The organism is Halomonas hibernica, assembly GCF_013183775.1.
Taxonomy (GTDB): Bacteria; Pseudomonadota; Gammaproteobacteria; order Pseudomonadales; family Halomonadaceae; genus Vreelandella; species Vreelandella citrativorans.
Map to the genome: position 1 here is coordinate 73489 of NZ_VIFN01000010.1, position 20605 is coordinate 94093.

At 56.0% G+C, this 20605-nt stretch carries 20 protein-coding genes; 9 read left to right on the forward strand and 11 right to left on the reverse strand.

Annotated elements, in window-relative coordinates; genetic code table 11:
• Positions 1 to 153: 153 nt before the first annotated feature.
• The 4 genes from trmD to FKN99_RS14450 all read right to left on the reverse strand — a co-directional run bounded on the left by trmD (position 154) and on the right by FKN99_RS14450 (position 3081).
• Positions 154 to 915, reverse strand: coding sequence for a tRNA (guanosine(37)-N1)-methyltransferase TrmD (trmD, locus tag FKN99_RS14435; RefSeq protein WP_172118559.1), 762 nt, complete (start codon positions 913 to 915; stop codon positions 154 to 156).
• 62 nt (positions 916 to 977) lie between these two features.
• The gene (gene rimM, locus FKN99_RS14440) at positions 978 to 1523 is read right to left on the reverse strand and encodes a ribosome maturation factor RimM (protein WP_172118535.1); all 546 of its coding nucleotides are present in this window, start codon (positions 1521 to 1523) and stop codon (positions 978 to 980) included.
• A 45-nt stretch (positions 1524 to 1568) separates the two neighbouring features.
• Positions 1569 to 1817 carry a 30S ribosomal protein S16 gene (gene rpsP / locus FKN99_RS14445; protein WP_009724081.1) on the reverse strand — a complete coding sequence of 83 codons (249 nt, stop codon included), beginning with the start codon at positions 1815 to 1817 and terminating at the stop codon, positions 1569 to 1571.
• 274 nt (positions 1818 to 2091) lie between these two features.
• Positions 2092 to 3081: a LacI family DNA-binding transcriptional regulator gene (locus tag FKN99_RS14450; RefSeq protein WP_172118536.1), complete on the reverse strand. Its 990-nt coding sequence runs from the start codon at positions 3079 to 3081 to the stop codon at positions 2092 to 2094.
• 211 nt (positions 3082 to 3292) lie between these two features.
• Here FKN99_RS14450 and FKN99_RS14455 point away from each other — a divergent pair, with 211 nt between their 5' ends.
• The 5 genes from FKN99_RS14455 (at position 3293) to FKN99_RS14475 (ending at position 8038) form a co-directional block, all read left to right on the forward strand.
• Complete coding sequence (locus FKN99_RS14455) at positions 3293 to 4333, forward strand: ABC transporter ATP-binding protein (protein ID WP_172118537.1); 1041 nt, start codon at positions 3293 to 3295, stop codon at positions 4331 to 4333.
• The gene (locus FKN99_RS14460) at positions 4330 to 5463 is read left to right on the forward strand and encodes an extracellular solute-binding protein (protein ID WP_172118538.1); all 1134 of its coding nucleotides are present in this window, start codon (positions 4330 to 4332) and stop codon (positions 5461 to 5463) included. Before FKN99_RS14455 ends, FKN99_RS14460 begins: the two co-directional genes overlap by 4 nt.
• A gap of 86 nt (positions 5464 to 5549) precedes the next feature.
• Positions 5550 to 6431, forward strand: a complete 882-nt coding sequence (locus tag FKN99_RS14465; protein ID WP_216658100.1) for an ABC transporter permease — start codon at positions 5550 to 5552, stop codon at positions 6429 to 6431.
• Positions 6428 to 7240: an ABC transporter permease gene (locus FKN99_RS14470; RefSeq protein WP_172118539.1), complete on the forward strand. Its 813-nt coding sequence runs from the start codon at positions 6428 to 6430 to the stop codon at positions 7238 to 7240. Before FKN99_RS14465 ends, FKN99_RS14470 begins: the two co-directional genes overlap by 4 nt.
• 30 nt (positions 7241 to 7270) lie before the next feature.
• Positions 7271 to 8038, forward strand: coding sequence for a metallophosphoesterase (locus FKN99_RS14475; protein ID WP_172118540.1), 768 nt, complete (start codon positions 7271 to 7273; stop codon positions 8036 to 8038).
• A gap of 77 nt (positions 8039 to 8115) precedes the next feature.
• On the opposite strand, the gene ffh is transcribed toward FKN99_RS14475, so the two are convergent.
• Positions 8116 to 9543: a signal recognition particle protein gene (gene ffh / locus FKN99_RS14480; RefSeq protein WP_172118541.1), complete on the reverse strand. Its 1428-nt coding sequence runs from the start codon at positions 9541 to 9543 to the stop codon at positions 8116 to 8118.
• A 209-nt stretch (positions 9544 to 9752) separates the two neighbouring features.
• On the opposite strand from ffh, the gene FKN99_RS14485 reads away from it, so the two are divergent.
• Both FKN99_RS14485 and FKN99_RS14490 read left to right on the forward strand, forming a co-directional pair.
• Complete coding sequence (locus tag FKN99_RS14485) at positions 9753 to 10550, forward strand: cytochrome C assembly family protein (RefSeq protein ID WP_087110110.1); 798 nt, start codon at positions 9753 to 9755, stop codon at positions 10548 to 10550.
• Positions 10551 to 10637: 87 nt separating this feature from the next.
• Positions 10638 to 11918 carry an HlyC/CorC family transporter gene (locus FKN99_RS14490; RefSeq protein ID WP_172118542.1) on the forward strand — a complete coding sequence of 427 codons (1281 nt, stop codon included), beginning with the start codon at positions 10638 to 10640 and terminating at the stop codon, positions 11916 to 11918.
• A 58-nt stretch (positions 11919 to 11976) separates the two neighbouring features.
• Here FKN99_RS14490 and FKN99_RS14495 read toward each other — a convergent pair whose 3' ends face one another.
• Together FKN99_RS14495 and FKN99_RS14500 are read right to left on the reverse strand one after the other, a co-directional pair.
• Positions 11977 to 12582, reverse strand: coding sequence for a 1-acyl-sn-glycerol-3-phosphate acyltransferase (locus FKN99_RS14495; RefSeq protein WP_216658108.1), 606 nt, complete (start codon positions 12580 to 12582; stop codon positions 11977 to 11979).
• A 53-nt stretch (positions 12583 to 12635) separates the two neighbouring features.
• Positions 12636 to 13250: a TetR/AcrR family transcriptional regulator gene (locus FKN99_RS14500; RefSeq protein ID WP_172118544.1), complete on the reverse strand. Its 615-nt coding sequence runs from the start codon at positions 13248 to 13250 to the stop codon at positions 12636 to 12638.
• Positions 13251 to 13440: 190 nt separating this feature from the next.
• Between FKN99_RS14500 and FKN99_RS14505 the strand changes: the two genes are divergently transcribed.
• A complete protein-coding gene (locus FKN99_RS14505) occupies positions 13441 to 14127 on the forward strand; it encodes an SOS response-associated peptidase (protein ID WP_172118545.1) in 687 nt (228 codons plus the stop codon).
• A complete protein-coding gene (locus FKN99_RS14510) occupies positions 14127 to 16967 on the forward strand; it encodes an insulinase family protein (protein ID WP_172118546.1) in 2841 nt (946 codons plus the stop codon). The genes FKN99_RS14505 and FKN99_RS14510 overlap by 1 nt, the downstream gene beginning before the upstream one ends.
• Positions 16968 to 16980: 13 nt before the next feature.
• On the opposite strand, the gene sbcB is transcribed toward FKN99_RS14510, so the two are convergent.
• From sbcB to minC, 4 genes are all read right to left on the reverse strand, one after another.
• Positions 16981 to 18474 (reverse strand): exodeoxyribonuclease I, encoded by a 1494-nt coding sequence (gene sbcB, locus FKN99_RS14515; RefSeq protein ID WP_172118547.1) that lies wholly within the window; start codon positions 18472 to 18474, stop codon positions 16981 to 16983.
• An 82-nt stretch (positions 18475 to 18556) separates the two neighbouring features.
• The gene (minE, locus tag FKN99_RS14520) at positions 18557 to 18808 is read right to left on the reverse strand and encodes a cell division topological specificity factor MinE (RefSeq protein ID WP_018918334.1); all 252 of its coding nucleotides are present in this window, start codon (positions 18806 to 18808) and stop codon (positions 18557 to 18559) included.
• Entirely contained in the window at positions 18805 to 19623 is an 819-nt protein-coding gene (gene minD, locus FKN99_RS14525; RefSeq protein ID WP_172118548.1) for a septum site-determining protein MinD, read from the reverse strand. Before minD ends, minE begins: the two co-directional genes overlap by 4 nt.
• Positions 19624 to 19771: 148 nt before the next feature.
• Positions 19772 to 20524 (reverse strand): septum site-determining protein MinC, encoded by a 753-nt coding sequence (minC, locus tag FKN99_RS14530; RefSeq protein WP_172118549.1) that lies wholly within the window; start codon positions 20522 to 20524, stop codon positions 19772 to 19774.
• Positions 20525 to 20605: the final 81 nt, after the last annotated feature.

Below are 20605 nucleotides of genomic sequence, written 5' to 3' on the forward strand. Positions count from 1 at the left end.
TTGTGGAAGGGGCAAACCGTGATCCCGGCGCTCGAATCGAGCCACACGGGAGTCGTTATGGGTGACACAGGTCCGTAGGCTTGCCGTCGATATGTAGACGACGTGCCCTTTCCGTCCTGCACCGCCGCTCTGCACCAGGTCGTTGAAAATAACCTACTTGGCAGACAGAGCGTGTTCCTCGATAAACTCGTTCAGCAACTGCTGTTGCTCGGCATTAAGCACGCGCCCTTCTAACAGGTCGGGACGGCGCTGCCATGTGCGGCCTAACGACTGCTTCAACCGCCAGCGCTTGATGGCTGCATGATTACCGCTTAGTAGCACATCCGGCACCTGGCGCCCGTCGATACTTTCTGGACGGGTATAGTGCGGGCAGTCCAAAAGACCGTCATTAAACGAGTCTTCGATAGCGGAGTCCTGATGCCCCAATACACCGGGCACCAACCTCGCCGCTGCGTCAATCAGCACCATGGCGGGCAGCTCACCGCCGCTCAGCACATAGTCGCCAATCGACCACTCTTCATCGATGTCACTCTCCACCACACGCTCATCAATCCCTTCATAGCGCCCTGCCACCACCACCAGGGGGCCAGCAGCGGCTAATGCCTGAGCGCCTTTTTGATCAAGCTTACGCCCTTGGGGCGAAAGGTAGATCACCGTAGGCACTTGGCCGGTGGCTTGATGTGCCCGTTCACGGGCATCGTGGATAGCGCCACGGAGTGTATCGACTTTCATCAACATACCCGGGCCGCCGCCATAAGGGCGATCATCCACACTGCGATGGCGGTCGGTGGCGTAATCTCGCGGGTTCCAGAACTCCAGGGCAATACGTTGCTTCTCTATCGCCCGACCTACTACGCCCTGCTGGGTGAGTGCATCGAACATTTCAGGAAACAACGATACTACGCCGATCCACATAGCGGGCGTATCCACATCATTGCCAAGCACCGCTGTTTGCACATCGGCCGCTTCGTCATTGATCAAAACTCAGGGTCCCAGTTAACGACCATACGGCCATCTTCAAGGCTGATTTCGACAATCACGTCATCAGGCAAAAACGGGAGTAGCCGCTCGCGTTTGTCGATCGCGTCGTCATCGCCGCGAACCACCATGACATCGTTGGCGCCGGTTTCAAACAGGTAGCTTACCCGTCCTAACCGCTCGCCGGCTTGAGTGAAGACAGCCAAGCCTTCAAGCTCATGCCAGTAATACTCATCGGCTGCCAGTGTAGGCAGTGCATCTTTGGGCAGTAAAATATCCGCTTGCGCCAGTGCTTCAGCGGCATTGCGGTCATCCACGCCTTTAATCTGCACAACAAGGCCTTTACCTTGCCGACGTCCCTGAACAATGGTCATTCGCGTCAGGGTTTCCCCTTGGCGCACCCACCATTCGGGGTAATCCAAAATGCTGTCCATGGGGCTGGTGTAAGAATACACCTTGAGCCAACCCTGCACCCCGTGGGGGCTAGTCAGCTTGCCTAACACCACATGCGTGTCGTCAGTTTGGCTTGTTTCAAAACGCGTCATCGACGACCTCAACGTACAGCAGTCCAGATTCTACCGTGAACAGACTTACGCCTGTTTACGCGCTTCTTTAACCAGCTCAGCAACACGACCAGACAGCTGGGCGCCTTGGCTCTGCCAGTGAGTAACACGCTCTAGATCAACGCGCAGACGCTCTTCCTGACCACGGGCAACCGGGTTGAAGAAGCCGATACGCTCGATGAAACGGCCGTCACGGGCGTTACGCGAGTCAGTAACAGTCAGGTGATAAAAGGGACGCTTCTTGGCGCCACCACGTGCCAAACGAATGGTAACCATACGATAACTATCCTTCGGTTGAGGTTACGAGAGTGGAAAATAGCGCAAACCGCCACCAGAACACTCATCATACTATTTTCTTGATACGCGGCTCACTTGAAGATAAGTGGCTGCTTTGTACCATTTTAGGCCTTCACAACCGGATGTGGCGGCAATGCTTACACATATTTTGCCAACACCCACGCATGAAGAGGCCGCATTCTACGCAAATGCGCCCTGATTGGAAAGCCTGACAGCCAGAAAACTCACAATACGTCAACCACTGCATTAACGGCTAAGCACTGACACGCTCAACAAGCGTCACGCCAACTCTCACGACCTGCGTGGCGCGCGTAGGCGTCTTTACTCTTGCTTCAAGCAGGCGCAGTGCCTCAAGAGCCGTTTCCTGTACCGGGTTACGCACCGTCGTTAAAGGGCAGCGCCCCCAAGCAGCGCCTGGAACATCGTCAAACCCCGTAACCGCTATCTCATCCGGCACCCGCATACCGCGCTGTGCAGCGGCTTCGACAACGCCCAGCGCCATGGCATCGTTGGCGCAGATAATTGCATCCAATGACTGTCCGGCATCCAGCAGCGCCAGCCCTTCATTCAGCCCACTTTGCAGCGAGAAATCTCCCCGGTGCACGGCCATTAACGCCAAGCCGTGGTGGCTCAGCGCCTGCTCGACGCCCAGCCTGCGCTCCTGGTCAGAAAACGTATCCTCAGTGCCGCCCAACCAGGCAATCCGTCGGCGCCCTTGCTGGACCAACCGGTCCACCAGCAAATGCATACCTTTTATATTGTCGCAACACACGGCATCAGCCCCACTGCTTTCCAGCACGCGTCCAATCAATACCAGCGGCGCCCCTGAAGCCCGGCAGCGGTCGGCGATCTCGCGACTCACCGAGCCTGCCGCCACAATAGCCCCCTCAACCTGATAGGCCAGCGCATGGTCGATCACCTCGGTGACGTTACCGCCGCGCAACGCTGGCAATAGTAGCGGCTGATAGCCACGGGAGCTGAGCTCAAACACCAAATGCTCAAGTAGCCAAGCCTCATAAGGACGCGATATCTCTCCGGCCACCACCGCGATCAATCCAGTGCTACGCCCCGTCAGCCCCCGAGCGATAAGATTGGGCCGATAACCCAGCGCCTGAGCCACGGCTAAAACGTGTTCGCGCTTTTTTGCCGACACCGACGCTCCGGCTGTAAAAGCGCGTGAGACCATGGCGCGAGATACGCCTGCCGCTTGGGCTACATCATCGGCGGTTACGCGTATCGGCATGCGCCAGCGCCTCGGGTGTTTTTCAACATGATGACCGCTCAATCAACAAGATAATTCCGCCATCCTAGCACCCCTTGGTTGCCTTTTAAGCGTTTTAAAATGTACATCAAAGCGTCATCAACGCCTCGTAAAATCACCTTATTAAAATTTTGCACGCGCGTTCAAAAATTACGCTTGTTATTCGTCTTCTACCTTTTATGGAGCCCCGAGAATGAGCACCGAGGCATTGACGCTCAATGACGTGACGATTGACCTCAGGCAGAAACGCATTCTGGAAAACATCCATCTTGATGTCGCGCCAGGAAGCTTCACCTGCCTGCTGGGTCCGTCCGGCTGCGGAAAAACGACGCTGCTGCGCGCCATTGCTGGCTTCACGCCTCTAAGCCGTGGCGACATACGCTTGGGCAAACGGTCTATCACCCACCTGCCACCTGAAAAGCGCCAGACCGCCATGGTGTTTCAGTCCTATGCGCTATGGCCGCATATGAGCGTGGGGGAAAACCTTGGCTACCCGCTGAAACTGCGCGGCGTCCCTCGCGAGGAGCGCGCCCGAAAAGTTGCCGTCATGCTGGAGCGTATGGAGCTTGGTGGTTTTGAAAGCCGTGCGGTCACTCAACTCTCCGGCGGGCAGCGCCAGCGTATTGCCTTGGGGCGTGCGCTAATTATCGACCCACCTTTATTACTGCTTGATGAGCCACTTTCCAACCTGGATGCCGCGATTCGGCGCAGCCTACGCAGCGAACTACGCCGCCTACAGAAGTCACTGGGTATCACCACTATCATGGTGACCCACGACCAGGAAGAAGCGCTCCAAATGGCCGACCAGATCGTCCTGATGCGCGGCGGCCATGTCGTGCAGGTAGCGCCACCCCAAACGCTTTATCACCAGCCAGCTGACGTGGCCGCCGCACGCTTTTTGGGTGTGGATAACACCGTTACTCGGCAAACCTCGGACCCCGCAATTGCCTCTGCTGCCACCACATTTGGCTTTCGTACGCGTAACGCTTTGATCAATGCCCCCCAGCACCCTGCGATGCTGACGCGCAAAGGGCAGGTCACTGAATGCGTTTATACCGGCGATGGCTATCAGATATCGCTTTGTGCCGAACAGACTGAGCTTTGTGCTACGTCGGCCACTCCTATTGCTCCGGGTACCTTTGCCGTTGTTCAGGTACCGCAATCGGCCCTGATCCCTTTCGGGCCGGACGATCGGCATCTGCCGCCACTTGATCGACAAGAGGATATTGCATGAAACCCTTCGCCCTTACGCTCAGCCTGATCGCCAGCGCCATCACTGCGCCCGCCATGGCCGCCACAACGCTTAACGTGTTTACGGCAGGCGACGACAACATGGTCGAGTACATTAATGAATTTCTCGCTCCTCGCTTTGAAGCCATGCATCCGGATGTCAGCGTCCGCGCCATGGGCACCGGCCCCGGCGATGCAGGAAGCCAAGCTATTTACGAAACCCTAAGCGCTCAGCGTGATAAAGAGACGTGGGGCGTCGACGTTGCAGTCATCCACCAGCGCATGGCCGGGCAGATGGTGGAAGAAGGTTTACTAAGCACCTATACCGGCGCGCTTGAAACCGGTGATTTGGTCAGCGCGGACAGCGCGCGTAATGCGCTGGGCGTTGATGTCGAAGGCTATGTTATGCCGATGTTTCAGAGCCAGATTGCCATCGCCTACAACCCGGCCCTTTTAGAACAGCCGCCGGAAAGCTACGCAGCGCTTGCCGACTGGGTTGAGGAGAACCCCGACCAGTTTGGCTATAACGGCATCACCGGCGGCATGGCAGGCGTAGGCTTTGTCTTCGGCTGGATGTACGCCTTTACTGACATGGCCGACACGCTGCAAAACGGTCCTTGGGAAGAGGGCGCGTCTGAGCACTGGACAACAGCACTTGATCAGCTGCGTACTTTTAACCAGCACGTCACCCTGACACCCGGCAATGCGGGCACCATGGACGCCATGAACCGCGGCGAAATCGCCATGGGCCCGGTGTGGATGGACATGTACTACACCTGGATGACCGATGGTCGCCTCAACCCCGATTTCCGCCTGCTACTGCTCGAACCCGGCATGCCCGGCCAGCCGATGTACTACGCGATTCCTGAGCGCGCAGAGCATGCTGAGTTGGCGGCTGAATTCATTGCTTTGGCAACGAGCCCTGAGGTACAGGCTGAAGGTATTGTCGGCACGTTTAACTGGTTCCCCGGTATTGATGCCGAGCACGTTCGCAGTGAACTGAGCGACGAACAGTGGGCTCAGCTCTATGCTGACGTATCGCCAGAGACACTTGCTGAACGTGGCCGCTCCATGCCGCAAGCGGATTACTTCCGTGCCATTCTCGAAGCCTATGAAAGCCACGTCAGCCGCTAAGCGCTGGACGATCAAGCGCTCGATGATAACGCTTTGATGATCATTACCCGGGGGCCTTCGCGCCCCCTTCACTGTGGAAAGCGTTTATGACGACTTCGCCCTCTTCAACCTATCCCATTGCGATGTCTGGCAAGCGATTCCCGCGAATAAGCTTGGGTATATTGCTGGTTCTGCCTGCGCTAACCGCGATTACGCTGCTCTATGCGCTGCCCTTGCTACGCTCGCTGGTGACAGCTTTTCGTAGCAGTGATGGCGGCTGGACCACCGACCACCTCGTTCGCGCCTTTTCGCTGTATGGCCGCGACGTGTTGTTCTCTATCGGCGTCGTATCAGCAGCACTTGCGCTCATCGCCGTTATCTCCATTGCGATTTCAGGTTATCTGGTGCTGGGCACCACGCCCTGGGCCGTTCGCTTATTGCGCTGGCTCTACCGCTGGCCGCTGTTTATTCCATTCGTAGTAAGTGGTCAGATTGCCCGCTCATTTTTATCGACCAACGGCATGATGAACGGCGTACTGATCGAAACAGGCCTAATGATGCCCGAGAGCGCGCAGAGCTTTTTGGATTGGCGAGGATTAGTGCTGACCTTTGCTTGGAAACAGATCCCGTTTGTGACGCTTCTCTTGGCCGGTGCCATGGCCGCGATTGACCGCAGCCATATTGAAGCCGCCCGCAACATGGGCGCGAGCCGCCTGCGCTGCCTTTTCGGCATTATCCTGCCTCAGGCAGCGCCCACCCTCTGGGTCGGGTTGATTCTGTCGCTGGTCGCGATGCTTTCGGTCCTCTCGGTACCGATGATGCTGATTGCCGGTAACCCCACCATGATGACCTCAATGATGGCCCATCGAATCACGTACTACGGTGACTACGGCGTCGCCAATGCGCTGGGGCTGTTCTCCTACGCGTTAACGGCGGTAACCGCATGGATCTATTTGCGTCTGACCCTGCGCCGCGAGGTGACCTCATGAGTATCACCCGCGCACTTTCGCCGATAGGGCTGGGCCTTTTACTGGGCGTGGTTGCCTTTATTGTTTTCGGGCCGCTGTTGAATCTTGCTCTTTGGGCCTTTGCCGAGCAGTGGTTTTACCCGAATCGACTGCCTACCGGCTGGGGCTTTTCCTTTTGGGAGCGCGTGTTCCGCCCACGTGCCGGCGCTTGGACATCGCTTTTCAATACCGTACTGGTTGCCTTTTCCGCCGTTATACTTTCAATGGCGCTGGCCATTCCTGCAGGCTACGCCCTGGCACGTCAGGCGTTACCCGCGCGTAATGTGATTATGCTGTTTTTTTTATTGCCCCAGGCATTTCCCAATCTGCCGATTTTCGTCAATATCGCCGCCATTTTTTATCAGTGGGGGCTCAACGGAACGCTAATTGGCGTAGTGCTGGTGCATTCGCTTCCGGGCCTTGTATATGCCGTTTGGATCGCGACCGCCGCATTCTCTACGGTGGACCGCTCGCTGGAAGAAGCGGCCCGCAACCTGGGTGCCTCTCCGCTGCGTACGTTTGCCGGTATCACCCTGCCCCAGGCGCTGCCTGGCCTGCTTGCCGCGTCCATCTTCGTATTCCTCGACAGCATTGATGAGTTCACCGGGACGTTTTTTGTCGGCGCACCGGAAATTACCACGCTGCCACTGTTGATGTTTAACGCCTCCATGGGTGGCAACTATCAGGTGGCGGCCATTACTGCGTTGATTTTGCTGATCCCGTCGGTCGGCTTCATGTTGGTCATCGAGCGTTTTCTAAAAGCCGATGTCCTGTCACGCGTGGGCCGTTAACGGCCCGCGTCATGTTATCGAGTTCTGTACATGCTGATTGCCCATTTATCTGACCTTCATGTGTTTACTACACAGTCTGAAACCGGCGAGTCACGTTTGGATATCGCCCACGTGGTTGAACGTATCGTGAGCGACCTTGTGTCGCTTAGCCCACCGCCCGATCTTGTTGTGATCAGCGGTGACCTGGCCGACGGCGGGACCGAAGACGACTATCGACTGATTCGCCGCTTGCTGGCACCACTGGAAATGCCCATTCTGGCCGTCCCGGGCAACCACGATCGGCGTGAAGCCATGCGCGCAGTGCTGGGTGACCGACTTTCGGGCTTGCAGCCAGGCAAGTTTCTGCACTCCCGTGTGGAAGCAGTCGGTGTCACGTTACTGGGCCTGGACTCAATTATTGTTGGCAAACCTCAAGGCGCGCTATGTAGCGAACGCCTGGATTGGCTGGAAAATCAGCTTCGCCATACCCAGCCGTTAACGTTCCTGGTGATGCATCACCCGCCCTTTATGACGGGCAACCCTCACTGGGATGACTACAGCCTGATCGAGGGCCGAGAGCGTTTCGAGGCTATTATCAGCGCGTCTCCCAAACGCATTCTATGTGGGCATATTCATCAGCCCTTCCACACCTTGTGGGGGCAACACTACAGCGCCATTGCGGGCAGTCCTGCGTTTCAATACGACCTGGTGCCGGGCAGCCAAGCGAACCCGACACTCAGCGATGTGCCTTACAGCTATCCGCTACATGACTGCCAGCCAGATGGCAGCGTTCTGGTTCACCTGCGCCATATAACCTAAAAGCCAGCACCGAAGGGTGCTGGCTTTTAAAGCGTGCGGGCCTTTAATTGGCTCGCCACCAGGTTCCAGGCGTGTGCTTAGCGCCAGGGCAGGCCGCCGGGGCCACCCATACCGCCACCGCCCATGCCTCCCATTCCACCTGGACCGCCAGGACCTCCGCCGCCGCCCATCATGCCGGACATGCCGCGCATCATTTTCTGCATGCCGCCTTTCTTGCCCGCTTTCTTCATCATCTTCTGCATCTGCTTGTGCTGCTTGAGCAGACGGTTCAGGTCGGGCACCTGCAGGCCAGCACCGGCGGCAATCCTGCGCTTGCGCGAGCCGTTGATAATATCCGGCGCGCGGCGCTCCTTGGGCGTCATGGAGTTGATCAGCGCTTCAAGCTTACCCAGCTCCTTTTCAGGGCCGGGGCCCTGGGCCATTTCGGCCATTTGCCCCATGCCGGGTAGCTTGCCCAGAAGGCCACCCATGCCGCCCATCTTTTTGAGCTGTTGCAATTGGTCGCGGAAGTCTTCCAGATCAAAGCCATCGCCTTTTTTGACCTTGCTGGCAAGCTTGGTAGCTTTGTCTTTATCAACCGTGCGCTCGGCTTCCTCAATCAGCGACAGCATGTCGCCCATGCCGAGGATGCGTGATGCCACACGATCCGGGTGGAAGGGCTCCAGAGCGTCAACTTTCTCGCCCACCCCCATAAACTTGATGGGCTTGCCAGTAATATGACGTACCGACAGCGCCGCACCGCCACGCGCATCACCATCAGCCTTGGTTAAGATAACCCCGGTCAGCGGCAGCGCATCGTGGAATGCTTTCGCGGTATTAACCGCATCCTGGCCAGTCATCGCATCGACGACGAACAGCGTTTCTTGCGGTGAGATCGCCTTATGCAGCGCCTGGATCTCCGCCATCATGGCTTCATCAATTGCCAAGCGACCCGCGGTATCTACCAGCACCACATCGTGGAACTGGATTTTGGCGTGTTTGATCGCCGCTTCGGCAATATCAACAGGCTTCTGGTCAGAGCGCGACGGGAAGAAGTCGACTTCAACCTCTTTGGCCAGCGTCTCCAACTGGTCGATGGCTGCCGGGCGATAAACGTCGGCCGACACCACCAGGACTTTTTTCTTCTCGCGTTCGCGCAGGTAGCGGGCAAGTTTGGCTACCGACGTGGTTTTACCCGCCCCTTGCAAACCGGCCATCAACACAACGGCTGGCGAGCCTTTGAGGGTTAGGCCTTCGTTGGCCTCGCCCATAATGGCTTCCAGCTCCTGCTGGACGATTTTGACGAACTGTTGACCGGGCGATAGGCTCTTGGACACCTCTTGCCCAACCGCCCGCTCGCGAACGCGTTCGATAAAGGCCTTGACGACCGGCAGCGCTACGTCGGCTTCAAGCAGCGCTTTGCGCACTTCGCGCAGGGTATCTTTGATATTGTCGTCGGTCAGGCGCGCCTGACCTTTAATCGACTTCAACGTCTGGGAAAGACGCTCACTGAGATTCTGAAACATGGGGCCTCTCTGCCTCCGTCGCTGTCGCCGGGCCTACGCCCCTGGACTGATGTGCATGGATTATACGCGCTCACGCCTTGAGTCTCCATGACTGTCCGCGCGGGCTAACGATGGCTGTGCGATACTGCTTTGATTGGTTATAGTAGTCGGTACACGTTAACTTAACTGTTTTTTACTGCAACGCGCGAAATGCGCGCACGGATAGCATCATGCAGGCGCTGCCTTTCGCCACGATCGCTTTTGTACTCTATGTCGCTGCTGCCACTTGGCAGGGCATGACCCTTTTTCGCCGCGTGCCGCCACGCCAAGGCATGGTGCGCCTGTTGGGCGCCTTGGGCCTGCTGCTCCATATCCCGGTGGTCGTCCAACTGATGGGGCAATCCCCAGGCCTTCTGCCTGGGTTTACCACCAGCGCGACGCTTTTCATGGCGGTCGCCGTTAATGTGCTGTTGATAGCGAGCCTTTTCAAGCCGGTGCTTAACGTCGGCATCGTTCTCTTTCCTTTAGCGGGTGTCGCGCTGATTACCGCCACCTGGCTCCCCAGCCACACTAGCCAAACCGGCTTGACACCCGGCATTCTGCTGCATGCCATTAGCTCCGCGCTGGCGTTTGCCATGCTCGCGATTGCAGCGATACAGGCAATTCTGGTGGGATTACAAAACCAGGCGCTACGCCATCACCATATTCGCGGTATCGTGCAGTCGCTTCCTCCGCTAACCACGATGGAACGCGTCCTGTTTGAGTTGGTCTGGGCAGGCATTTTGCTACTAACGCTCTCGATTGTGAGCGGCTTTATCTTTCTTGATAATATTTTTGCCCAGCATTTATTACATAAAACCGTTCTCTCGTTAGGTGCGTGGGTTATTTTCACAACCCTACTCATTGGCCGCTATCGTTTCGGTTGGCGCGGCATGCGCGCAGTACGGTGGACGCTGGGTGGTTGCACGCTTTTGATACTGGCCTACTTTGGCAGTAAGTTTGTGCTTGAGATACTGCTCAATCGCTAAGCCCATATACACGGCTATGGCTGTCTTGACACACCTTCTTCTAGCTTCTACAAACCGTGCTTGATACGGCATAAAGGAATTTTCGACTTGAGCGACGACTTCCCCTTGGGATTACTATTCGGCCTTCTTGGCTTACTGGTACTGCTATCGGCATTTTTCTCTAGCTCTGAAACCGGCATGATGTCGATTAATCGTTACCGCCTGAGCCATCAGGCCAACAGCGGTGATCGGCGCGCCAAACGGGTCATGCGCCTACTTACCCGCCCTGACCGCTTGATTGGCGTCATTCTAATCGGCAACAATTTCGTCAATAATCTTGCGGCATCCATTGCGACCATCATCGCTATTCACTTTTTCGGCGAAGTATCAGGCCCGGCGATTTCTACTGCCATTTTAACGATTACTATTTTAATTTTTTCCGAGGTTACCCCCAAAACCTACGCGGCGATTAAACCTGAGCGTATTGCCTACCCCAGCTCTATGGCGCTGGAGCCGCTTTTGAAGCTGCTTTATCCGCTGGTGTGGCTGGTGAATATGATCTCGAACGGCCTACTGCGCCTACTGGGCGTGAAAAGCGTGGAGAATGGCGGCGACAACCTTACCCGCGACGAGCTGCGTACCGTGGTACATGAGGCCGGCACGCTGATTCCCTACCGCCACCGGGCCATGCTGCTGTCGATCCTGGATCTTGAGAATGTCACGGTCAACGACATTATGGTGCCGCGCCATGAAGTGCTGGGGATTGACCTGGACGATTCGTTGGAAGATATTCTGACCCAAATTCGTACCAGCCAGCACACCCGCTTACCGGTATATAAAGGCGATATCAACAACATCATCGGCATGCTGCACTTGCGCAATGCCGCGCGCTTTTTATCCCGTGACGAAGTAACCAAGGCGGCAATTGTCCAGGAAGCACGCGAACCCTACTTTATTCCTGAGTCCACACCGCTCCATACCCAACTGCTTAACTTTCAAAAACAGAAGCGGCGTATCGGTATCGTGGTAGATGAGTATGGCGATGTCGAAGGGTTGGTAACGCTTGAAGATATTCTGGAAGAGATCGTTGGCGAGTTCACCACGGACGTATCGGAAGATGAAGAGATTCATCAGCAGGACGACGGCAGCCATGTCATTGAGGGTACGGCCAACATCCGTGAAATCAATAAAATGCTGGGGTGGCACTTACCAACCGATGGTCCCAAGACCCTGAACGGGTTGATTTTAGAGCACCTTGAAGCGTTCCCCGAAGGCCCCGCCAGCCTGCAAATTAACAATATCCGTATGGAAATACTGGAGATCCGCGACAACCTGATCACCTCTGCCCGCTGCTGGCAAAACGTGCGTCTTCCAAGACGCCAGCCCTGACAGCACTTGAGACAGATAGCACTTGAAATGGACAGCACTGGGGACGACATGAAGCGCGTTAGCGCGCGTCAATATCTTTATCGGCGGCCACTTTTAGCGCTCGCACCCGCGTTTCCAAATAGCCACGCAGCGTAACCCCATCCACCTCTTGCACATTAATGGGTGGGCCAAAATGCAGGCTAACCGGCGCCCTAAAGCGGCTTGGCCACTTTTTCAGCGCTTTACCGTTGTAGTGTGATGTCCAGGAGCCCCACAAGCCTGCCAGCCCGGCAGGAATCACCGGCACATTATCGCGTGCCAGAATAGTTTCCAGCCCGCGTCTGAAGGTATGGATATCACCGTCTGGCGTTAACCGCCCTTCCGGAAATACCATAACGACTTCCCCTCGGCGCAGTGCCAGGCTCACTTCATCCAGCGTACGCCGCAAGGCGCCGGGGCTACGCCGCTTGGACTCAATGGGAATAGCGCCGACAAGCTGAAACCACCACTTGAGCCAAGGCGAATCGAAAATTGGCTGATCCATAACAAAACGCAGTGGCCGAGGGCTACCGCCCCCCAAGACCAGAGCATCCATAAAGCTTACGTGGTTGCACACAACCAGCGCACCGCCGCGTTTGGGGAGGTGATAACGCCCATGCACATGCAAGCGATAGCAAAGTCGCATAGCCAGATAAATCAGGCTACGCAGCACTTGGCGGACAGCATTGATCCACCATCTCACGACGCCGGCTCCCGGCGCCGAAGCCCCGCCAGCACCGTACTGACCAACTGATCCAGCAGTTCATCCACTTTAAGCTGCTGGCCTTGCCAATACCCCAAGCGTTCATTTAAGCCCAGCTGTACCAGCCCATGTACGCTGCCCCATAGCGTGCGCCCCAGCCGCCGAGCTTCGAGATCGTCAAGCGTGGGCTGGTACTCTTTGAGGGCGGATTCCACTTGGGTAAACAGCGCTTCAATGAGATGGCTTTGACGCTGATCAAGCTCCCCTTCTTGCGCCAAAGGATAATCAAACAGCAGCTTCCAGCGGTAGCAGTCTTGCTCGGCGAAGTGCCAGTACGCATGCGCCAGCGCACGCAGCCAAGGCTCTGGCGCGTCTGCCGATAATGACGTAATGGTCTGCTTCAAGCCCGCCAACGTTTCGACGTTAACGTGCTGCAATAAGTTGTTAAAGCTGCCGTAAAGTTTAAGCAGCGTACTGGGCGCGCAGCCAACCTCTCTAGCCAGGGCACGCAGGGATAAATCGTGGACTGACTGTACAGCCAACCAATCATCACAAGCTTTCATGACCTGCGCATGGAGGGCATCGGGCGCATGCTGTCTAGGACGGGCCATGGCGATCTCTTCAGGTCAACGAATAACAAGAAAGAATGCCTCACAGCGCTTTAGCGTGAGCAAGGGGTGATATAGGATACCTTATATCGAACACTGTTTTCGACACTAAAACGCCACATTTAGCGCATTCTTGTGCATCTGTAATCTCTCCCATGACATGATTGAGCCGATTCTGCTTAAGGAGACTGGCATGACCGGACGCCTACATGTACACAACTTACCGCTCAAGCGTCTTCTGCCCTCACTCAAGGCGACATCCGCGCTGGTGGAATCCCCCAATCTGGCACCCCGCCAACCCGTTTCGGCTATTCGTTTAGCCCAGGGTGAATTGCAGCTCGAATCAGTTTTTTGGGGGCTAACCCCCCCGTGGTTAACGGTGCTGGATCACGCTCCACACTGCGCTAGAGCTGAGACACTCAGTTCAAAAGCCATGTTCCATGAAGCGTTTCAGGCTCGTCGCTGCGTTATTCCTGTCAGCGGTTTTTACGTCTGGAAAGCACTGCCGCGACACAAACAGCCTTATCTGGTCACAGAGGTGAGGCGCGCGCCCTTACTGCTCGGTGCGTTATGGTGTCGCTACCATACAACGCTTACCGCGTTTACTGACTCAACAGCACTGATTAGCGTACCGGCCAACGCATGCCTGGCACCGCTTAGCGGCCGATTGCCGGTGGTCATTCCTCCGCATGCATTGACCACATGGCTTGATCCCGATAGCCCTTTGGAAACCGTTAAAACGTTATTAACACCCGCGCCCTTGGAACTATTAGGTGCGTTTCCAGTATCCAAGCATGTCAACAATCCTGCCTATCAATCAGCCGCTTGCGCCCACCCGGTTGGGCCAATGCTGCAATGGACCGTCCCACAGGAGCCGTAATGTTACGACCGAAAAGTAGACTATTTTATTCGCGCGTTGTACTGGCAGCGGTGCTCAGCTCCGTATGGTTTTCTCCCGGCGTGCTGGCCGCTGGTGATGACCCGATAGAAGACATTGTCATCCCGATTGCCAGCCCCTTTGACAGTCGCGACTATCGCGTGCTGACGCTTGAAAATGGTCTACAAGCGCTATTGGTAAGCGATCCTGACGCCGATAAAGCCGCTGCATCCATGAACGTCCGAGTCGGTAGCGCCCAGGATCCAGATGATCTGCAAGGGCTTGCCCATTTCCTTGAACACATGCTGTTCCTGGGTACCGAGGCGTATCCCGCTCCAGACGCCTATCAGCGCTTTATTTCTGACCACGCGGGCTCCCATAACGCCTTTACCGCTCAGCAAGATACCAACTATTTTTTTGATATCGAGCCCTCCGCTCTGCCGGAAGCGCTTGATCGCTTTAGCGAGTTTTTCCTGTCACCGCTGTTTAATGCCGACCATTTAGAGAGCGAGCGCAATATCGTTCATTCTGAGTACATGGCAAGAATTCGCGATGAGTCCCGACGCGAAAACGACGTGCTTAACCAATTGCTCAACCCTGACAATGCCACCACAGGATTTGCCGTTGGCAGCCGCGAGACGTTAGCCAGCCCACCGGCGGGAGAAGCGACGCTACGCGAACGTGTCATCGATTTTTATCACCAACATTACGATGCCAACGTAATGAACCTGGCCGTCGTTGCCCCTCAGTCGCTTGATACACTCGAAGAGTGGGTGGTGGAGCGTTTTGCGGATATTCCTGACAATGGCCTGAGCGTTCCTACGATTGATGCACCGCTGGTAGATACCGATACCCTGCCACGCTACGTTGAGCGTCAGTCACTGCAAGATCGCCGCCAGCTGCGTTTTTACTTCCCCATCCCTGACCCCGAAAATGAGTACCACGCAAAACCCACTCATTTAATGTCGCATTTGCTGGGCGATGAAGGGGACGGCAGCCTTTTGGCGGTACTGCGTAACGCAGGTTTGGCCGACGGCCTGTCCGCAGGTGTTCAGCGCGGTGATGGTCAGGACGCCCTGTTTACGGTTTCCATTAGCCTGACGCCTGCCGGTGCCGAGCGGCTTGATGATATCCAGGCTACGCTATTTGCCGCCATTGATCAGCTGCGTGACGATGGGTTGGCTGACTGGCGCTATACTGAACTGCGCGATTTGAGCGAGCAGGCATTTCGTTTTCAACAGCACGGCGCACCCCAGCAGGAAGCCACTCAGCTCGCCATGAATTTGTCCCGCTACCCGGTTGAGGATGTGCAGTATGCCGCGTATCGCATGGATGCACCGGACACTGAGCGCCAGCAAGCGTATCTGGCTGCGTTAACGCCGGACAACATGCTGCGCTTTTACTCTGCGCCCGAGGTGGAAAGTGACACGGTTTCGCCCTGGTTCTCGACCCAGTGGCGAGAACAACCGCCTGTTCAAGAAGGTCTCGCGCTTGAGGGTTTAGCTCTGCCTGAACCCAACCCCTTTATTGCCAGCGACCTTGCCCTTATTGAAGGCCAAGACGAGCACCCAAGCCTAATGATCGACACGCCATTCTTTAAGGTTTGGCACATGCAGGACTCACGCTTTAATACACCAAGCGTTGAGTGGCGGGTCAGTTTGCAGTATCCCGACGCCAGCTATTCGGCCGAAGAGGTCGTACTGACGCAGCTGCTGGCTGGGTGGCTAAACGACAGCTTGAATGAATCACTTTATCCCGCATGGATGGCCGGTCAATCGTTTAGCGCCTACCCGCACGCACGTGGGATGACGCTATCATTTTCCGGTTGGCGTGATGGCCAGACACCGCTTATTGAACAAGCCATTGATCAGCTTAAAACGGCTGAGATTAGCGAAGGCGCCTTTGATCGCGTGCAATATCAGCTACAGAGAGAGCTGGTTAATGCGCCGCAATCATCGCTTTATGGCCAGGCAAGCCGCACGCTGGGTGAAGCCCTGCTGACCCCACGCTGGTCGACAGCCGAACTACTTGACGCCAGTCAGCGCCTTGACCAGCAGCATCTTGAGAACTTCCGTAAGCGCTTTCTGGGCGGGCTCTATATCGACGCCATGGCGATTGGCAACCTGGATGAAGCACTCGCCCAGGAACAAGCCGAGCGGGTGCGCGGCAAACTGCGCCCAGGCTTGACGCGAGAAGATATTCCAACGCTTAGCCCGCTGGCCATTGGCACGACTTCCAGCGTACTGCACCCGCACAGCACCCGCGACGAGTCCCTGGTGCTGCGTTACTTGCAAGGGCGCGACCAGAGCGCTAAAGAACAAGCAACCATTAGTGTGATTGCCCAGTGGCTGGAGACGCCCTTTTATCAACAGCTGCGCACGGAAGAACAGCTGGGCTATATTGTGAACGCGGGTTATTCACCCCTGCTTGAGGCGCCAGGCATTGCACTACTCGTTCAATCGCCGGATGTGGACAGCGAAACGGTCGCTGCGCACATGGATGCCTTTTTAGCTGACGCTGGCGAAGCACTTAAGCAACTCGACGATGCTGAACTCGACGCCTATCGCAAAGCGGTCCATGCCAGTCTGAGCGAGCGTGATACCAGCCTTGCGGGCATGGCCAACCGTTACTGGCAGGCCACCGCGCTGGATGAGATCCGCTTTGACCGTCGTGAAGAGCTGGCCAACCTGGCACTTGAGGTTAGCGCTGCGGATATTCAAGCTGCATGGCCAAAGCTACTTGGCCACCAGCTTGATATACGCTTCAACCCGGGTGATGAGCCCAGCGATGTAACGCCTTACCGCGAAGCACTAACGCCGTTTGCCCAGCGCAACACTCCGTAAATGAATGTGCCGCTCAGGCATCGAACGCCTGGGCGGGCATCATGGCCTCGACAAACATCACCAGTTCTTCAAGGATCTGCCGCTCACGCTCGCTGAGCGGCTGCTGATTGTAGCGCTCGATCTCCCGAGCAAAGGCCTTAAGCGTAAAGCCGGACATCGCCGGATCATTAATACGCATCCAGCGAAACGCCTCCCACTGCTCGCGCTCGTCACCTTCCAGCGTGTCAGGGTAGCTACGCGCCCGATAGCGAAACAGCATCTCCTCAAGGCGCGGGTCCTGAAAGGCAAACCGCTGCCCTACCAGATCCCAGGGTTCCATCTTACGCACCTGCTCCATCTGCTGCCGGTCGGCGGCGGAAAAGAAGCTGCCGGAGTAAAGCATCATGTCAGGGTCGTGGGGTGCGTCATCAAAGTTGGTCTTAAAGACCTCGGCCACTTTAGGCGTCACTCCCTGGGCGCTGCGCAAGGTTTTCCAGTGCTGGCGGCACGTTGCAATATCCAGTCCAAGGCGCTCAACAATCGCGCCATACGCTCCTTTTTGAGGCCCCTCTATGTCCTTGAGCACACTTGATGGAAAGATCACCGGGCAACGGTTGATATGAATGACCTTGAGTGGAATACGCGCCTCACCTTCCGCTAAATCCTGCTGACTGACAAAGACGCGCTCGCGTATTTGCTCAGGCGAAAGCGTAAGAAAGTCGCTTGGATCAACACTCAGGTCGTACACGATCATCCCATTAGGGTTGGTAGGGTGCTCAGCTAACGGCATTACCAGGGCGCTGCAACCACGGCTGGCCGGGTAGCGGCGGGAAATGTGCAAAAGCGGCTTGGCATTAGGCAGGTCAAGCTGCTGGGCAACCGCGCGTTTGCCGCGCAGGCCAAGCAAGTAATCGAAGAGCTTAGGGTTACGCGTTTTGAGCAGTCGCGCCAGGGCAATGGTTGCCCGAACGTCGGCCACCGCGTCATGCGCACCTTCATGCTCAATCCCGTTGGCTTTGGTTAAATGCTCAAGCTTAAAGCTTGGCGCACCATCTTCACGTAGCGGCCACTCAATGCCATCCGGGCGTAGCGCATAAAATGCGCGCACCACATCAATTAAATCCCAACGGGAGTTACCGTTTTGCCATTCGCGGGCGTAGGGGTCGATCAGGTTGCGATAGAACAGGTGACGAGACACTTCATCATCAAAGCGCAAGCTGTTGTATCCTGCAACACAGGTGCCCGGCTCGCTCATGTGGCGCTGCACTTCACTGGCAAACTGCGCTTCAGGCAGACCGTGACGTCGCGCTTTTTGTGGGGTAATCCCGGTAATCAAACACGCGGCAGGATGAGGCAGGTAATCGTCTGCTGGCTTGCAGTAAAGCTCGATAGGCTCACCGATCTCGTTTAAGTCCGCATCGGTACGCAGCGCAGCAAATTGAGCGGGCCGATCTCGACGCGGATCGGCCCCGAATGTTTCATAGTCATGCCACAAAAAACTGGCAGGGGCGGCATTAGGTGGCGCCATGAACAAGCACTCCGCAAGGCAGCAAAAACCCTAGCCTAGCACACCCAGCGCCTTTCTCGCCGCCTGTTGCCCTCCTGTCTTGTCAGCTTTTGGGCAACGTCACATTCAGCTCAAGTACTGAGCAGTTATCTTCGCTATCCAGCGAAATCTGAATGGCATTGTCGTCAACATGTACATAGCGACGAATAACTTCGAGCAGTTCGCGCTCAAGTAGCGGCATGTAGTCAGGCTGACCACGCTGGCTTCGCTGATGCGCCACGATGATTTGTAACCGTTCTTTGGCCACCGAGGCGGATTTCTTGCGCTCACGCTTCAAGAATTCCAAGAGTTTCATCGACGGTTACCTCCAAACATACGGCTAAGCAGACTTTTGCGCTGCACCTCATGAAAACGTAACGGAATCTCCTCACCCAGCAGACGTGAAACGGTATCCGTATACGCCTGACCTGCATCACTTGATGCATCGTGAGTGACCGGCACCCCCTGGTTCGAGGCGCGAAGCACAGCTTCGGACTCAGGAATCAGGCCCAGTAAGTGAATGGCCAGAATTTCACGAATATCCTCAAGGGTAAGCATATCCCCGGAGGTCACCCGTTCAGGGTTATAGCGGGTAACGAGCAGGTGCTCTTTAATCGGATCCCCCCCCTGCTCAGCACGCCGGGTTTTTGATGCCAAAAGGCCCAAAATACGGTCAGAATCGCGTACTGATGAGACTTCCGGGTTAGTGACCACAATCGCTTCGTCGGCAAAATACATGGCAAGCTGCGCACCACGCTCAATACCGGCAGGCGAGTCACAGATAATAAAGTCAAATTCTTCTCGAAGCTTTTCCAACACCTCCGCCACCCCTTCCTGGGTTAGCGCATCTTTATCCCGGGTTTGCGAAGCGGGCAGGATATACAGATTTTCAACGCGCTTATCACGGATCAACGCTTGGTTAAGGCCGGCTTCGCCCTGAATAACATTTACAAGGTCATACACTACACGACGCTCGCACCCCATAATCAGGTCAAGGTTTCGAAGCCCCACATCAAAATCAATGACCACGGTTTTTTTACCACGCAGGGCCAGACCTGTTGAGATTGCTGCAGCGCTAGTGGTTTTACCGACCCCCCCTTTACCTGAGGTCACAACAATAATTTTAGCCAAGATTCACTTCCTTCTTGAAGTCGTTCATCGCGAGCGCATGACGCTGAACGAATAACGGGAACGTCAATGTCACAAAAGCCCTACTGTAACGGATAGGCAAGGCAGCGTCGCTAAGCATTAAGCATGGATGCACGCTGCGTTGAAAGCATCAACCCAACGGCTTAATTTCAAGCTGCTCTTTTATAAAATGGACTTCTGCGGCGCGGCCCAAAAGCCGGGGATCAACATCTTCGAGGCGTTTGTAATTCCCAGCCACCGAAAGCAGCTCAGCCTCAAGCTCGCGGCAGTAAATACCGGCCTGAGTATTACCATGAATACCTGCCAGCGCCCGTCCCCGCAGAGCACCGTAAATATGAATACTACCTGCTGCTAGTACTTCTGCACCCGCATTGACGGCACCAATAACGATCAGATCCCCATCCGATGCGCTGACCTGCTGGCCTGAACGAACGGTACCGCGATAAAGCCGTGTTGCCGCACTCTTGGCGTGTGCCTCAATACGGTCGTCGTCAGAGGCATTGTTTTTTGAGGCTTCCTCTTTGCTGCTGACGCTCTCCAGTGCTCGAGCGCGCGTCTCCTCTACAGGTGCAAACCACCCAAGCCCCAATGCCCAAGCCGACTGGCGTACCGGCTCTGAACCGCCGCGCACCGCAACGGGTAAAAGTTTGTGGTCCCGGCAAACGGCGCATATTCTTTCCAAAGCTAAATGAGGCTCATCAAGCTTTTCCACGCTTAGCACAACCGGTGTATGCTGGAAGAAGGCAGGAGACTGAGACAGTTTACCGGCCAACTGCCGCCGGATATGCTCAGGGTCAGCGCTACTTAATTCCATGACGGTCATCGGCAGCATGCCGCCTTTAAAGGTAAATGCCATGTTGGCACTATCGGCGTTGAGGCTCATAGCCGAACTCCATGTCATGTTCAGGTAAAATAAAGGTAGCGCAATTTGGCGCCTTTGGGTGTGAAGAATCAATTTCTATTA

Coding starts and splice junctions, on each gene's coding strand:
- minE (WP_018918334.1), bottom strand. CDS start 18,808: ATGAAACTCTTGGAATTCTTGAAGCGTGAGCGCAAGAAATCCGCCTCG.
- rpsP (WP_009724081.1), bottom strand. CDS start 1,817: ATGGTTACCATTCGTTTGGCACGTGGTGGCGCCAAGAAGCGTCCCTTT.
- FKN99_RS14500 (WP_172118544.1), bottom strand. CDS start 13,250: ATGGCCCGTCCTAGACAGCATGCGCCCGATGCCCTCCATGCGCAGGTC.
- sbcB (WP_172118547.1), bottom strand. CDS start 18,474: ATGGCGCCACCTAATGCCGCCCCTGCCAGTTTTTTGTGGCATGACTAT.
- FKN99_RS14505 (WP_172118545.1), top strand. CDS start 13,441: ATGACCGGACGCCTACATGTACACAACTTACCGCTCAAGCGTCTTCTG.
- FKN99_RS14460 (WP_172118538.1), top strand. CDS start 4,330: ATGAAACCCTTCGCCCTTACGCTCAGCCTGATCGCCAGCGCCATCACT.
- trmD (WP_172118559.1), bottom strand. CDS start 915: ATGTGGATCGGCGTAGTATCGTTGTTTCCTGAAATGTTCGATGCACTC.
- FKN99_RS14455 (WP_172118537.1), top strand. CDS start 3,293: ATGAGCACCGAGGCATTGACGCTCAATGACGTGACGATTGACCTCAGG.
- FKN99_RS14465 (WP_216658100.1), top strand. CDS start 5,550: ATGACGACTTCGCCCTCTTCAACCTATCCCATTGCGATGTCTGGCAAG.
- minC (WP_172118549.1), bottom strand. CDS start 20,524: ATGAGCCTCAACGCCGATAGTGCCAACATGGCATTTACCTTTAAAGGC.
- FKN99_RS14450 (WP_172118536.1), bottom strand. CDS start 3,081: ATGCCGATACGCGTAACCGCCGATGATGTAGCCCAAGCGGCAGGCGTA.
- ffh (WP_172118541.1), bottom strand. CDS start 9,543: ATGTTTCAGAATCTCAGTGAGCGTCTTTCCCAGACGTTGAAGTCGATT.
- FKN99_RS14470 (WP_172118539.1), top strand. CDS start 6,428: ATGAGTATCACCCGCGCACTTTCGCCGATAGGGCTGGGCCTTTTACTG.
- FKN99_RS14475 (WP_172118540.1), top strand. CDS start 7,271: ATGCTGATTGCCCATTTATCTGACCTTCATGTGTTTACTACACAGTCT.
- FKN99_RS14485 (WP_087110110.1), top strand. CDS start 9,753: ATGCAGGCGCTGCCTTTCGCCACGATCGCTTTTGTACTCTATGTCGCT.
- rimM (WP_172118535.1), bottom strand. CDS start 1,523: ATGACGCGTTTTGAAACAAGCCAAACTGACGACACGCATGTGGTGTTA.
- FKN99_RS14510 (WP_172118546.1), top strand. CDS start 14,127: ATGTTACGACCGAAAAGTAGACTATTTTATTCGCGCGTTGTACTGGCA.
- FKN99_RS14495 (WP_216658108.1), bottom strand. CDS start 12,582: ATGCGACTTTGCTATCGCTTGCATGTGCATGGGCGTTATCACCTCCCC.